Origin of the sequence: Microcoleus sp. B13-B6, assembly GCF_036705405.1 — a bacterium.
Taxonomy (GTDB): Bacteria; Cyanobacteriota; Cyanobacteriia; order Cyanobacteriales; family Microcoleaceae; genus Microcoleus.
In genome coordinates this window covers 169,053-182,989 of record NZ_JAUBUJ010000002.1, presented here as the reverse complement: position 1 = coordinate 182,989, position 13,937 = coordinate 169,053, and the positions used below count along the sequence as shown (strand labels likewise).

Annotated in this window: 11 protein-coding genes; 5 read left to right on the top strand and 6 right to left on the bottom strand. The window is 45.8% G+C overall.

Annotated features, from left to right (window positions below):
• Positions 1-73: 73 nt before the first annotated feature.
• Complete coding sequence (locus QUB35_RS01890) at positions 74-838, top strand: hypothetical protein (protein ID WP_333138826.1); 765 nt, start codon at positions 74-76, stop codon at positions 836-838.
• A gap of 449 nt (positions 839-1,287) precedes the next feature.
• Here QUB35_RS01890 and QUB35_RS01885 read toward each other — a convergent pair whose 3' ends face one another.
• Complete coding sequence (locus tag QUB35_RS01885) at positions 1,288-2,292, bottom strand: zinc-dependent alcohol dehydrogenase family protein (protein WP_333138884.1); 1,005 nt, start codon at positions 2,290-2,292, stop codon at positions 1,288-1,290.
• Positions 2,293-2,490: 198 nt separating this feature from the next.
• Here QUB35_RS01885 and QUB35_RS01880 point away from each other — a divergent pair, with 198 nt between their 5' ends.
• Positions 2,491-3,555 (top strand): transposase, encoded by a 1,065-nt coding sequence (locus QUB35_RS01880; protein ID WP_333138824.1) that lies wholly within the window; start codon positions 2,491-2,493, stop codon positions 3,553-3,555.
• Between the two features lie 242 nt (positions 3,556-3,797).
• Entirely contained in the window at positions 3,798-7,337 is a 3,540-nt protein-coding gene (locus QUB35_RS01875; protein ID WP_333465112.1) for an EAL domain-containing protein, read from the top strand.
• A 316-nt stretch (positions 7,338-7,653) separates the two neighbouring features.
• Here the strand turns inward: QUB35_RS01875 and ilvN are convergent, their stop codons facing one another.
• The 4 genes from ilvN to QUB35_RS01850 all read right to left on the bottom strand — a co-directional run bounded on the left by ilvN (position 7,654) and on the right by QUB35_RS01850 (position 10,402).
• Positions 7,654-8,172, bottom strand: coding sequence for an acetolactate synthase small subunit (gene ilvN / locus QUB35_RS01870; RefSeq protein WP_333138820.1), 519 nt, complete (start codon positions 8,170-8,172; stop codon positions 7,654-7,656).
• Positions 8,173-8,552: 380 nt separating this feature from the next.
• Positions 8,553-9,365, bottom strand: coding sequence for a carbon-nitrogen hydrolase family protein (locus QUB35_RS01860; protein ID WP_333138818.1), 813 nt, complete (start codon positions 9,363-9,365; stop codon positions 8,553-8,555).
• A 301-nt stretch (positions 9,366-9,666) separates the two neighbouring features.
• Positions 9,667-9,795 (bottom strand): photosystem I reaction center subunit IX, encoded by a 129-nt coding sequence (gene psaJ / locus QUB35_RS01855; RefSeq protein ID WP_106151078.1) that lies wholly within the window; start codon positions 9,793-9,795, stop codon positions 9,667-9,669.
• Positions 9,796-9,913: 118 nt separating this feature from the next.
• Entirely contained in the window at positions 9,914-10,402 is a 489-nt protein-coding gene (locus QUB35_RS01850) for a Photosystem I reaction center subunit III (protein WP_333138816.1), read from the bottom strand.
• 330 nt (positions 10,403-10,732) lie between these two features.
• Here QUB35_RS01850 and tsaD point away from each other — a divergent pair, with 330 nt between their 5' ends.
• Both tsaD and QUB35_RS01840 read left to right on the top strand, forming a co-directional pair.
• Positions 10,733-11,806, top strand: coding sequence for a tRNA (adenosine(37)-N6)-threonylcarbamoyltransferase complex transferase subunit TsaD (gene tsaD / locus QUB35_RS01845; protein WP_333138814.1), 1,074 nt, complete (start codon positions 10,733-10,735; stop codon positions 11,804-11,806).
• Positions 11,807-11,952: 146 nt separating this feature from the next.
• Complete coding sequence (locus QUB35_RS01840; RefSeq protein WP_333138810.1) at positions 11,953-12,444, top strand: N-acetyltransferase family protein; 492 nt, start codon at positions 11,953-11,955, stop codon at positions 12,442-12,444.
• Positions 12,445-12,724: 280 nt separating this feature from the next.
• On the opposite strand, the gene QUB35_RS01835 is transcribed toward QUB35_RS01840, so the two are convergent.
• Positions 12,725-13,465: an HAD family hydrolase gene (locus tag QUB35_RS01835; protein ID WP_333138808.1), complete on the bottom strand. Its 741-nt coding sequence runs from the start codon at positions 13,463-13,465 to the stop codon at positions 12,725-12,727.
• Positions 13,466-13,937 lie beyond the last annotated feature (472 nt).

Here is a 13,937-nt window from a genome sequence, read left to right as displayed (position 1 = left end):
CTCCCCAAAAAAAACAAGAAAACTGAGTATGTTCGCACAAATAAATTTAGATCGCTAGGCAGGAGAATTTATCATGTTAAGTAAAATTCAAAAGAATATCCAAAAGGCACAAGAAAACCGTTGCAGTAACAGGCGGAAACGACCACCGTTATACACATTTCCTCCCTACTTTGGCGCGACTTTCTCAACAAGACAATATGATTTTACCGATAGTAGTGGTAACAACAGTAGCGGTCTTATGAGTGATAAAGTGTCAGTGATACTTTTGCCCGGAGCTTTTAATCAACGAGGTAGTGTCCCAGGACAGGATCAACTTGAACCAATTACAATATTCTTACGGATGAAATATCCAGAGTACAATTTTATCAAAGGACATATGTGGAATCAGGAGATTGGTGGTCAAGGAGTAACAGACAATCTTGTCCCCCTAACCAGCGCAGCAAATAGGTCTCACAACTATAACGTAGAAGAACCACTTAAAAATGCTTTACGTGATTTTGTCAATTTTTATAATACCAACAAATCAGACCATCCAGATTATGACAAGGTTTATGGATTTAAGTATGTAGTAGAGATTGAAAATGCGCCTTGGCCGAGCGTTAGAGAACTTATTGTTCCTAACTCTATTCATGTACAATTATTTCCCATAAAATGTAATATTTTTTATGAGATTATAGAGGATTCTATAGAGGATTCTATCATATATAATGCTATTTCTTCAAATACCAAAAATCATATTGAGCGATTGAGCGGCGGTATATGGATTGATCAGGCTGGTAATATGATTGATCGGAATGGTAATGTGATTGATCGGGATGGTAATGTGATTGCTGCTTAATGACAAAGAGCTTGATTGCTCAACTTTTAGCCCGATCTTGTATACAGGTAAGAAATTTCACATTTCGGGTGCATCCGTGCTATTAGATTCCATTCCAGATGTCGCTGACTTACCGAATTAGTCCCACGATGGAGGTATATCGCAGGTTCTCACGAGTGAGTGAATCGCCTCGCTCCGTCTACAGCCACGCCTCATCCGCTCAAACTAACTGCACGAAGACTATCTAGCTTGGGTTCAGTCTTGGAGCCATTCTGCCGCCGATAGTCCATGTTCGAGCCCGGGCAACTTCGCGAATCACAGCTTGAGGTAGAGTCGATCGCTTGAGTGGATCGCTTTCCCCAACTGCCCCCAAGCCCAAAAGTGTTCCGATTGACAATGGAACGGATGGCCCCGTCGCTTGAGGCGATCGCCCGCGATTCTTCAACCCGCAAATTTAACAATCCGTATTTTTAGCCCCCAATTTCAAGCACTATTTTACCAGTTACTGAGCCTGTTTCTAACAGTTCGTGAGCGGCTTGCGCTTCTTCGAGAGGGAAAGTTTTGCTGACGTGAATTTTTAGCAAGTTGCGATCGCACAAACGAGCACACTTCTGCAAAATATGAGCCTGCTGTTCCTGTTCCTCCACCAAACCTTCTAGCATCGGTGTCAACATTAATTCCAGACTAATTCGCAGATTCCGCATTCTCGCTGTTTTCAAATTGCCCAAAGCTGGATCGGGTTCCAAAATTGTTACTAAATCTCCATAAATTTTCACCGCCGGAATAGTTTGGTAAAAAGTTTCTCCCCCGACTGTATCGAAAGCCAAATCAACTCCTTGTCCTTGAGTCCAAGTCAAAACCTCATCGACAACATTGGTGTTTTTGTATAAAATAACTGAATCTGCACCTAGGTGCTTGACAAAATTGGCTTTTTCCTCATAACTAACAGTCGTACAAACCTCTGCCCCCTGCAACTTTGCCAACTGTACCGCGACGTGGCCGACACCGCCGGCACCAGCTTGAATCAGCACCTTTTGACCGGCTTGCAAGCGCCCTCGATCGTACAGCGATTCCCAAGCTGTAATTAAAACTAACGGTGCCGCCGCCGCCTCGGCAAAACTTAAAGCAGCAGGCTTGAGGGCGAGAAAGCGTTCGTCTACAACGGCAAACTCGGCATAAGTCCCGATCGATCCGCCCAAACCGCCATTGCAGAAAAAAACCTCGTCTCCCACTTGGAAACTTTGCACACCAGCACCGATAGCCTCTACGACTCCAGCACCGTCGCACCCCAAAACGTGAGGAGCTTTATCGGGGTAAAAAGTGCCGCGCGATCGCAACTTAGTATCTATCGGATTGATACCCGCCGCTCGCAACCGCACCAAAACTTCAGTTTCTCTTTGTATAGTAGGGGCGGGGATATCTTGCACTTTCAATACGGACGGGCTTCCGGGGGTTTGAAAAACGATCGCTTTCATCATGAGTGTTACACTAGATCAGATAATCCCTAGACTTTATTGTACATTGCTTAGCAAAGCAACAAAAAACTTTTCGTTTATCCCAAAATTTATGAGGGTTGTTGAAAGGCATTACATAGATCGGCAGCATCAGTTTTATAAACAGTTTGATGGCTTATCATTTCTGTTCAAAAATCTCTACGATCGTGGTAAATATTTATGAGGACACACTTTTTCACTTCGGGTTCTAAAGTTGGTGGCACTAAAATTATCAGACAGTTATTTGCCATCTTCAAACCTAGAGACTTCTCTCAATCATTCCCTGCTAATATTAGTAGCAAGCAAGTTTTCAAACAAGTTGTTCACGATTGGGAGTATTGCCAAAAGTCAAGAATAGCGTATGACCGAGATATACCTAAATTTTCATTTCTCCCCAGCATCCCCCAATACAAACATAGAATCTGTACAGGTAACTTGTTCAGTTCTGATAACCAATCCATAAAAAAAAGGGGGAGCGACTCCAATAAGGGACTACTTCATTTCTCTCCAAGTGACATAATAATTTCTACAAAGTCCCAAGATGTCATAAAGGTAAGAATAGTTCCTGCAACAGCGCTCTACTTTGTTGAGGCTGCCCATCAAAAGCTTGTAACGTTGGTGAATTTAAATTGCCACCTTAGAGCAAGTATAGATTTAGGGATAGATCGCCTCGTAGCTGTGGCATCCAATAAGCCAACATTTATTCCAACTATTTATGATTCTCAAAAAAATCTCACATCAATCAATCAATGTTTCAATCAGCGCCAAGCATTTTTACTGTCAAAGATTGAGCAGGGAAAATCTACCAGGCGCCAAATTCAGCAAATCACCTTTAAACGAAATAAACGATTAGAAAACTACCAAGATAAAACCAGCATTTTGATTATCAAGCGGTTGGTGGCTCGGAAAATAATTCAGTTCATTATTGACACAAATGTGAGAAATAAACACAATATAAAATTACAAAAAAAGCATCAAATTTTGGGTGTAATTCCTCATACCGAAATCGTAAAGTTTATTATTTACAAAACTGAGCTAGTCGGTATCAACATAATAGTTACACAAGCATATTATACAAATAAGTGCAGATTAGGGGATTTAGAGCCTGTCGGTAAGCAAGACTCTTATCAGGGTAAGATCGATAAACGCGGGTGGTTTCGGTCTTGGAATGAAAGTCGGATTAATGCTGATGTGAATGCAGCGTTAATTATGATTAGAAAAGTAAACGTAAACTCACCCCCTTAGAGGAGTGCCACAATCGTATATATGTGTTTACAATTTCACCTGTACGGTTTCAGCCTGTACGAAAAAAAATACAAAAAGTTCGGTAATGTCAAGTATTGCCAGGTTTTTTGTGAACTGTTAACTCTCTTGTCGCTTTCAGGGCGATCTGACCTTGTATTCGTTACCCATCCGTGACGATACTTAGTTATTTTTAAATAGATTGGCTTCAGATAACTACAATAATTGTCGAGCGGTGCTAATCGATGTTCGATCGAGATTTATTTTTTTACTTTGAGATTCTTGCATATCTTCTGGGATTATTGACGACTTTAGCCGTGGTGTCCGCGATTTATCTTAAGTGGCAGCCAATGCCCCCTCGTCTGCCGCCGGCCGAAGAGCAACGGCAGTTGCCACAATTAAACGATGATTTATCTGCCGGATTGAAAATTCGGAAAAACTTTGTGATTTTTCCCAACTCAAATCGGTTGCCGGCAACTGACAGCTTCTTGGGTAAAGTTTTAGGTATGGGTCGCGCTGTATTCTTGGCTAAGCAACAGCGCCTAAGTGTGAATTATTCGCCTATTCTGGGGCCTGGAAATAGCAAAACGCTAAGTCTGAGCATTGCGGGTTCGATGGGGCAAAATCCCGATCGCCCGAATGCCGAGAATCCTCCCAAAGTTACTGCTTCCGCGCAATTAGAGGAAGATTTACTGGGCGAAATCCTAGCAGGTACTGATTCGCCGGGGGGAGCAGAATTCTTTGATGCCTTAGTTTGCCACTTAGCCTCAGCACTCGGAGTTCGCACCGCCGTCGCTGCCAAATCGATTAAGTCGAAGGCACGCACCGATGCTGGTGCTGATAGATTGCAAGTTATCAGTTTTTGGAGCGACGGACAGCAGCCAAACTTTGAGTGCGACACCGCCAATACTCCCGAAGCGCGGGTGCTGGAGGGGGGAATGTATTCCTGTCCAGACAACCTCTGGGAAACCTTTCCAGAAGACCGCAGACCGGTAGTTACAGGTGCGCGCAGTTTTCTGGGAGTTTTGCTGAAAAACTCTTACGGCGAACCTTTAGGCATTATTTGTATTTTCCACGATCGACCTTTGGTGGAAGCACATCTTGCCAAATTCCGATTAATTCTCAGCATCTTTGCGGGACGGGCAGCCGCCGAATTAGAGCGGCAGCGCCTAGAAGCAGCACTGTCCACTGTAGAAGCGAAATACTGCGCCCTGGTAGAACAAATGCCGGCTGTCACCTACATTTCTCCCCTCAACCGCAAGGCGGCAAAACTTTACATCAGCCCGCAAATCGAGACTTTTCTAGGTTATTCTGTAGCTGAATGGAGAGCCGATCCCGACCTGTGGCTGAAACTCGTTCACCCAGAAGACCGTGACCGCGTGTTAGTGGAAAACGCCACACAGAAATTCAGCGATGGAGAAGATATCTTCTGCGAGGGGTCGCTGGTTTCAGAATACCGCGCGATCGCCCGCAACGGCCGAGTCGTCTGGTTCCGGGATCAAGCGACCGCAGTTCGCGATGAAGCAAGCAAGTCTGTTATCCTTCAAGGCGCAATGTTTGACATCACCGAGACTAAAGTAGCTGCCAGCGCGCTGCTAGAAAGCGAATACCGCTATTACACCTTGGCAAAAATACTGCCGGTCGGGATTTTCCGCGCCGACGCTGCTGGAGATTGCTTGTACGTCAATGAGCGATTTTTGGAGATGGCGGGACTGACTGCGCCCAAGGCACTAGGCGAAGGTTGGGCCCAAAGTTTGCATCCCGAAGACCGCGATCGTGTTTTGAGCCAGTGGTATCGCGCTGTAACAGACAAGTTGCCCTGTAAGTTAGAGTACCGCTTTTGCAACGGTGACTTCACAACCTGGGTATTTTGGCAAGCAGTGCCAGAAATGACCCAAGGCGGGGAAGTTCTAGGCTATCTCGGCACGTTGACCGATATCACCGATCGCAAGCAGGCAGAATTCGCGCTGCAACAGGCGGAAGAGAAATACCGCAGTATCTTTGAAAATGCGATCGAAGGCATTTTCCAGACAACGACCGACGGACGCTACCTCAGCGCTAACCCTGCTTTGGCGAGAATTTACGGCTACGAGTCGGCCGCCGAATTGATCGCGAATATCCAAGACATAGACCGCCAACTTTACCTCGATCCCATCCGCCGCGTCGAGTTTTTGCGCGCGATCGAAAAACAGGGTTTTGTGTCTGAGTTCGAGTCCCAAGTTTACCGCGCTGACGGCACTACTATCTGGGTTTCCGAGAACGGCCGCGCAGTTCGCGATCCTGACGGAAATTTACTTTACTACGAAGGCACTGTCGAAGATATTACCCTCCGCAAAATAGCAGAAGATAAGTTAGTACACGATGCTTTGCACGATATGCTAACCGGTTTGCCCAACCGATCTTTATTTATGGATCGCTTGGGGCACGCGATCGATCTTTCAAAACGCCGCCCCGAGATTTTGTTTGCGGTGCTGTTTATCGATCTCGATCGCTTTAAGGTTGTTAACGACAGTTTGGGGCATTTAGTGGGCGATCGGTTGCTGATCGCGATCGCGCAGCGCCTGGGAATCTGTTTGCGCGCTGGAGATACCGTTGCCCGTCTCGGCGGCGACGAATTCGCTATTTTGCTGGAAAATATCAAAAGCACCGAGGATGCGATCCAGATTGCCGAACGAGTGCAAGCGGAACTGGCAGAGCCTTTTTACCTTAACGAATATCAAGTTTTTACCAGTGCTAGCATTGGGATTGTTTGTTCTGGTTTTCCTCCGTATCAAAGGGAAACCAGCAAACTGTCGAGCCCCGAAAATCTCGGAAATATCGATCGGGAAAGTTCTTTGTCTTGCTTATCTTCTGACTCTCCTGTTCCCAATGCCCCGTTGTCCATATTGTACGATCGGCCTGAAGAACTGCTCCGAGATGCAGATGCTGCCATGTATCATGCTAAGGGATTGGGCAAAGCTCGCCACGAAGTTTTTGACTTAAGTATGCACACTCGCGCCGTCGCCCTTTTGCAACTGGAAAACGACCTGCGACGCGCTTTAGACTCCCAGGAATTTCAGCTTTACTATCAGCCTATCGTCTCTCTAGTTACTGGTAGAATCAGCGGTTTTGAAGCGCTGATCCGGTGGTATCACCCGCAGCGGGGTGTCGTATCTCCTGGCGAGTTTATTTTAGTAGCTGAAGAAACTAGATTGATTATACCTATGGGCTGGTGGATGATGCGATCGGCTTGCCGTCAGATCCACGAGTGGCACCAAAAATTCCCAGCAAATCCGCCGTTGACTGTCAGCGTCAACCTTTCTAACCAACAATTTAAACAACCGGATTTAATCGATCGCATTCGTGAAATTTTACAAGAAACTCAGCTTGACCCCCGCACTTTAAAGGTAGAAATTACTGAAGGCGTCATCATGGAGAATGCCGAATCAGCAGTCGCTATCCTCGCGGAATTAAAAAATTTAGAAATTCAATTATATATTGACGATTTCGGCACTGGCTATTCTTCTTTGAGCCGCCTGCACACTTTTCCAACTGATGCTTTAAAAATCGATCGAGCTTTTGTCAGTCGCATGACTGAAGATGAAGGCAACGAAGCGATTGTACAGACTATTTTAATTTTAGCCAGTCATTTAGGCATGGATGTAATTGCTGAAGGCATCGAAACCATCGAACAGCTTAATTTACTCCGAGCGCTGCAATGCGAATACGGACAAGGATACTTTTTCTCAAAGCCGATAGACAGCATTGCAGCCACACTTTTGATAGAAAGTCAACCCAAATGGTAATGAGTCAGGAGTCATTAGTCATTAGTCATTAGTCATCAGTCATTGGTAATTGATAATTGGCAATAAGAAGTCGAAAGTTAAAAGTTAAAACATTCTTTCTGACTAATGACTAACAGGGCTGTTTCATTCGACCTAGGGGCCGTGCTACCCCTACTCCCCGTGCCGGCCCTCTTGGTCTGATCAGCCGATCGAATCGTCTAGGTCGGGGGTAGGCACGGGGGCACTACCCCTACAAAATTCATGTTTTTGGTGAGAATGAAACAGCCCTGATGACTAATGACTAATGACTAATGACTAATGACTCCTGACTCCTGACTTAAACTTTCGCTTCCAAAGACTTGAGAAACTCAGTATTTACCCCCGACTCCCGCGTCAGGGCAATTTTCCCAGTACGAGCAATTTCCTTAATCCCAAATCTATTCAGAACCTGGACGATCGCCACCATTTTACCGGGATCTCCGACAACTTCCAATGTCAGCGTATCATCACCAATATCCACCACTCGCGCTCTAAAAATTTGAGCTAACTCAATTATCTCCGATCGCGTTCCGCTAACAGCATTAACTTTCAGCAACATCAACTCCCGTTCCACACAGGGAATTTCCGTTATATCCTGAACTTTAAGCACGTTAATCAACTTGTACAGTTGCTTTGTCAACTGCTCGATAATCTGGTCATCTCCGGGTACAACCATCGTAATCCGAGACACTCCCCCTTGTTCCGCCGGGCCAACGGCCAGACTTTCAATATTAAAACCCCGACGGGCAAACAAACCAGCAATTCGAGTGAGGACACCCGCTTCATCTTCAACTAAAACCGAAAGAGTGTGTTTCATTTCTTCAAAAAAGACGCATTTCGTGCAATTCTACTTTCGCCAATTCGCCTTTTAGCAGAAGTGCACGGTCATTGAACCTTCATTAAACAATATGTTTGGCTCAAAATTCTTCAGGTGTTGTCCCTGACGGGGACTGAATTTTTGAGACCAATTGGTCTCAAAATTCCTTCAGAGAAAAAGCCGGTGTTGCAGTGAGGGCATCTGGTGGCGGACTTGTTCTAGTCGATCGGGATTAATTTCCGAATTTTTGAGACCAATTAATCTCAAAATTCCTTCAGAGAAAAAGCCGGTGTTGCAGTGAGGGCATCTGGCGACGGACTTGTTCTAGTCGATCGGGATTAATTTCCGAATTTTTGAGACCAATTGGTCTCAAAATTCCTTCAAAGAAAAACCCGGTGTTGCAGCGACGGCATTTGGCGGCGGACTTGTTCTAGTCGATCGGGATTAATTTCTGCAATCGCCACACCCGGTTCCTCTCCAGCATCCGCCAAAATGGCACCCCAAGGGTCTATAATCATCGCGTGACCGTGTGTTTGACGGCGGCCGTAGTGGTGTCCAGTCTGTGCCGGGGCGATCGTATAACAAGTATTCTCGATCGCCCTAGCTTGCAACAAAACCTTCCAGTGATCCTTGCCAGTGTAAGCGGTAAACGCCGCCGGCACGAACAAAATATCAGCCCCTTTGTATGACAAATGCCTGTACACTTCCGGGAACCGCACGTCATAGCACACCGAAAGTCCCAGCGTCCCCAAATCCGGCGACACATAAACAGGTGGCAAATCTTCACCAGCTTTCACAGTGTTCGATTCCCTGTAAGTAATGCCGTCTGGCACATTCACATCGAACAAATGTACTTTTCTGTACCTTGCCACTTCCGTGCCGTTTGGGTCTACAAGCAAACAAGTATTGTATACCTTCCCCCCCTCCGTCGGCACTGGAAATCCGCCGCCCAGAATCGTTACCTGGAACCGCTGGGCCATAGTTTTGATGAATTTTTCGCTCAGGAGCCCGATCGCCTCTGCTGAAGCAATCTTTTCCTCCTCTTCGCCCATAAACGAGAAATTTTCTGGTAAGGAAACTAACTCCGCACCTTGACGCACTGCCAGGTCGATTAATTCCTCTGCCTGAACCAAATTTTTTTGCAGGTCAGGCAAGCTAGTCATTTGAATTGCTGCGGCGAGATAAGACTTCATCGATTCAAAATATTAGTCAGTAGTCAGTAGTCAGTAGTCATTAGTCAGTAGTCAGTAGTCATTAGTCATTAGTCATTAGTCATTAGTCATTAGTCATTAGTCAATAGTCATTAGTAACTAATTTGATAACTAAATAGTTGATATCCGTGGATTTTTCCCATTTAGGGGCTGGCTTTGCACCAACTAATCTGGTTTGAGAGTTTTGATATTTGAGCTTTAAATTAACCTGTAACTCATCACTCAAAACTCAAAACTCTCAACTTTTTCCTCCTAGGTTTTGCAACCTAATTTCCCTCAAATCTTAAGGCATCGGATGGAAAAGCAGGTCGGGGAAAAAGCGGTTAAATTCAATTAAAGCCGCGCCTTGAATAGATAGCCAAAGGATAGCCAATACTGGTGCGGTCGAAAGAAACTTGACAAAGTATTGCATGAATTCTGCTCCTGAAAATTCGAGACAGTGGGTAATTGCCGATCGATAAGCGCGCTAATTGCTAATTTCTAGTTAATTACTTAACTGTTAGCTATTAGCTCTTCTCCATTTCCCAATTTTAGCGGGGGGAAACAGTAATTTCGTCGTCCTTGGCAAACATTTCACCGCTGGTGATTGATGTGAGAGCTGCCAGAGGCCATAAAACGCCGCTCAGCATACATTTGATTGCCAAAGGAACGTCGATAATAATCTCTTTTTCCTCTGGGGTTGCTGATTTTTTGGTAACTTGCAGATAAGAACGGCCTACCCAACCAATCCAACCAGCCATATACAAGAACAGTATGCTAGGAATCAAAAAGTCCCCTGCTTTGCTCAAGTTGCCGTCTACGATTAAGTGCGGGTATCCTTCCGGGCCGCACATAGCTTGAGAATAGCGATCGAATCTTGCTTTCGCAGATGCGGGGTCGCCATTGGTAGAACGTGCATTTTTAGCCAGTTCCTTGAATTCGGGAGAGTCTTTGCACGGCACTAAATTGTAAGCCGAAGCAACTGGAGCAAAACTGATCCAGACACTCAACACTAAAATTGCAGCAAACAATCGTCGCATGGAATTGTTTCCTTTTGTTACAAAACAATAAGTTTTTGTACAAGCATTTCAACTTGCCGATCTGGAATCCAGATTACCGTGTTTGTTGACAGTGTAAAGTATCCACCATTAATGCGGCAAAGCCCAATAGAATGAGGGATTCCCGTTTTCATAGGTCAATGCTGAGCTAGCAATACCGCGAGGATATTCCTTCATTGCATCCGATGATGGCCTTAGCTGTCGATCGGGCAAAAATCCCTTAACAATAACCTGAGTACAGGTTGAGCGGGGGACTTGCGCCGAATTAGTTAAGCTAGCAATAACTAACCTATCAAATAAAATTAGCAGTTAATGGCAACCATTTTCGCAATCGAAACAAGTTGTGACGAAACAGCAGCAGCAATTGTTAAGAATCGTCAAGTTTGCAGCAATGTTGTAGCATCACAAATTAAAATCCACGAGCAGTATGGCGGGGTAGTGCCGGAAGTGGCTTCGCGGAGTCACCTAGAAATGCTCAATCAGGTAATTGCCCAGTGTCTCGGTGAAGCAAACGTGAGTTGGTCAGAAATTGACGGCATTGCAGCGACTTGTGCCCCCGGTTTAGTAGGTGCATTGTTAGTCGGGCTGACAGCGGCGAAAAGCTTGGCAATAGTCCATCAAAAACCTTTTTTAGGCGTCCACCACCTCGAAGGACACATCTACGCTTCTTACCTTACCGAACCCGACTTGCAGCCACCGTTTTTGTGTTTGTTAGTTTCCGGGGGACACACTAGCTTTATTTACGTCAAAGATTGTGGCGTTTATGAAACAGTAGGGCAAACACGCGACGACGCCGCCGGCGAAGCTTTTGATAAAGTCGCGAGACTGTTGCAGCTAGGATATCCCGGCGGGCCGCTGATTGACAAATTGGCCGCCCTTGGCAATCCCCAAGCATACCCTCTACCAGAAGGCAGAATTTCCTTGCCTGGTGGTGGCTATCACCCCTACGACAGCAGTTTTAGCGGGTTGAAAACTGCTGTTTTGCAATTAGTACAGAAACTCAAGAAACAAAATAACAATGTGGGCGAGGAAGGCATCTTGTCTGCCTCTACAATTAATGATATTGCGGCCAGCTTTCAGGAAACTGTAGCTAAGGGTTTAACAAAAAGAGCGATCGACTGCGCGGTAAATTTCGGGCTTACCACTATTGTAGTCGGCGGGGGAGTTGCAGCAAACAGCGGACTCCGAAAACACTTACAAGCAGCAGCAGCAAAACACAACTTGCGGGTATTGTTTCCGCCATTAAAATATTGTACAGACAACGCAGCAATGATTGGCTGTGCGGCGGCAGAACACTTGCAGCGAGGACACACATCGCCGCTGACTTTGGGAGCAAATTCAAGAATGGCCCTCAGCGATATTATGGAACTGTACAAGAGTCATTAGGCATTGGGCATTGGGCATTGGGCATTGGGCATTGGGCATTGGGCATTGGGCATTGGTACTAACTCACAAATAACCAATAACTAATAACAACAGTCAACAGTCAACAGTTAACAGTCAACAGTCAACAGTCAACAGTCAACCAAACGATGAAAATCCGCGACGCAGAAGAAAGCGATTTGCCAGCAATTGTCGAAATATATAACGCAGCAATACCGGGCAGAATTGCCACAGCAGATTTAAAACCAGTCTCAGTCGAAAGCCGCCTCCCGTGGTACAGAGAACACTCCTCCCATTCCTGGCCGATTTGGGTAATGGAATCAGAACAAAATATTGTTGGCTGGCTGAGTTTGCAGATTTTCTACGGACGCGCCGCCTATCAGCATACAGCAGAAGTTAGCATCTACGTCGCACCCGATCGCCAACGCTGCGGAATCGGACAAAAATTATTGCAATCGGCAATTGTGCGGAGTCCAGAATTGAAGCTAAAAACTCTCATAGGAATAATTTTTGCTCACAATCAGCCGAGTGTAAGATTGTTTGAGAAATTTGGCTTTCAGCGCTGGGGATATCTGCCACAAGTTGCCGAACTTGACGGCCTTGAAAGAGATGTCGTAATTCTGGGTTTGCGCTGTCTGTAGGGAAACGGCAATGGCCATTGGTGTCAACTTAAACTGTCAGTCCGCCCAATCCTTCCGTCCGCCCGTCAGTCCGCCAGGGAATGAATTCCCTGTCTAATAGCGAAAGTCCTCTTAAGAGGACTAATGAATCTTAAATTTTTCTTCTGAGTCCTCTTAAGAGGACTTTCGCTTTGAGGCAGGGAATTCATTCCCTGCCGGACTATCGGTTGTACGTTAAGTTGTCACCAATGGGCAATGCCGTGTCCTAATTTGGAGGAAACGGCAATGCCGTTTCCCTACCTCAATCTGCTAAAATTGTAATTTCCTCCAAAGATGCGATCGCCACATCAGCATTTTCCAAATGACTAACCTGGGCCTTTCCCCAACAAATCCCGATACAGCCAGCCGCGCCCGCATTTTTACCCATCTGAATATCGCCCGCTGAATCTCCCACCATCAAAGTTGCTGCGGGATTTACTCCGAGTTTCTCACAAGCTTGCAAAAATAACTTCGGATCTGGTTTATGAACCGTTGAATCAACTCCCATTTCTAACTGAATCCACTCTGCTAATGCGTGGTGTTTCACAAACTTCTGCACAACCTCTGTCGTAGCAGCCGAAAGAATTCCCAGCTTTAAACCCGCTTCCGAAAGATATTTCAGCACTTCCAAACTGCCGACAAATAAAGGAGAAACAGCACTATTTTTAAACATTTCGTCAGCTTCGTCAAAAGCGCGGCGCGCAATAGTTAAAGATTCCAGCCATCCCCTGCCGGTTTCGGCGATGTATCCCGCTGCAACAATCTCATTTTCCCTGCGACTACCGACTGCTAGCAAGCCTGTGGGGTCGATGCTGCCAGGTTCGATGCCGAAAGCCATTTGTAAAGGCTCTCCAACGCCCGGAATTTGAGCGTCTGCGAGGCGCGATCGCTTCATCCCCAACAATCTCAAAAACTCCTGAGAATCCTCTAGAGTGCCGTCTTTGTCAAAGATTACGGCTTGGATATTAGAGAAGGTAATGCCCCGACATTTAATAGTTACCAAGAATCTGAACTCCGTAATATTTATATCAGGACACAACAATGTTGTGTCCCTACAATATCATGTGCGATCGATTAACCATAATACAATACGCTTGGGTTAGTGTGAAAAAAACCGATCGTGCGTAGGTTGGGCCCGTGAAACGGAGGGTGCGCTACGCTTGGAGCCCACCTACAGAAGAGTATTGAACCATAATATGGCGGCCGGGGCGGGTTTTTGAGATTGTCAATTATTGGCAGGTATTGTTGGTGAACCCGCCCCTACGAAAATCGCGCTTGATGACCGGAGATCATATCAGTGGCCGAGGCGGGTTTTTGAGATTGTCAATTATTGGCAGGTATTGTTGGTGAACCCTTCGACTACACTCAGGGCATCGCCCGCCCCTCAAAGAATCACGATCAATTGACATGATTTCTGTAGGGGCGGGTTCACCCTGATCTTCAACACAAATCCCAAATTCAATAAACCCGCCCCG

Excerpts from the sequence above, each read along its gene's own strand:
- psaJ (WP_106151078.1), bottom strand. The coding sequence starts at position 9,795 with ATGCAATACTTTGTCAAGTTTCTTTCGACCGCACCAGTATTGGCTATC.
- QUB35_RS01860 (WP_333138818.1), bottom strand. The coding sequence starts at position 9,365 with ATGAAGTCTTATCTCGCCGCAGCAATTCAAATGACTAGCTTGCCTGAC.
- QUB35_RS01885 (WP_333138884.1), bottom strand. The coding sequence starts at position 2,292 with ATGAAAGCGATCGTTTTTCAAACCCCCGGAAGCCCGTCCGTATTGAAA.
- QUB35_RS01890 (WP_333138826.1), top strand. The coding sequence starts at position 74 with ATGTTAAGTAAAATTCAAAAGAATATCCAAAAGGCACAAGAAAACCGT.
- QUB35_RS01875 (WP_333465112.1), top strand. The coding sequence starts at position 3,798 with ATGTTCGATCGAGATTTATTTTTTTACTTTGAGATTCTTGCATATCTT.
- ilvN (WP_333138820.1), bottom strand. The coding sequence starts at position 8,172 with ATGAAACACACTCTTTCGGTTTTAGTTGAAGATGAAGCGGGTGTCCTC.
- QUB35_RS01880 (WP_333138824.1), top strand. The coding sequence starts at position 2,491 with ATGAGGACACACTTTTTCACTTCGGGTTCTAAAGTTGGTGGCACTAAA.
- tsaD (WP_333138814.1), top strand. The coding sequence starts at position 10,733 with ATGGCAACCATTTTCGCAATCGAAACAAGTTGTGACGAAACAGCAGCA.
- QUB35_RS01850 (WP_333138816.1), bottom strand. The coding sequence starts at position 10,402 with ATGCGACGATTGTTTGCTGCAATTTTAGTGTTGAGTGTCTGGATCAGT.
- QUB35_RS01840 (WP_333138810.1), top strand. The coding sequence starts at position 11,953 with ATGAAAATCCGCGACGCAGAAGAAAGCGATTTGCCAGCAATTGTCGAA.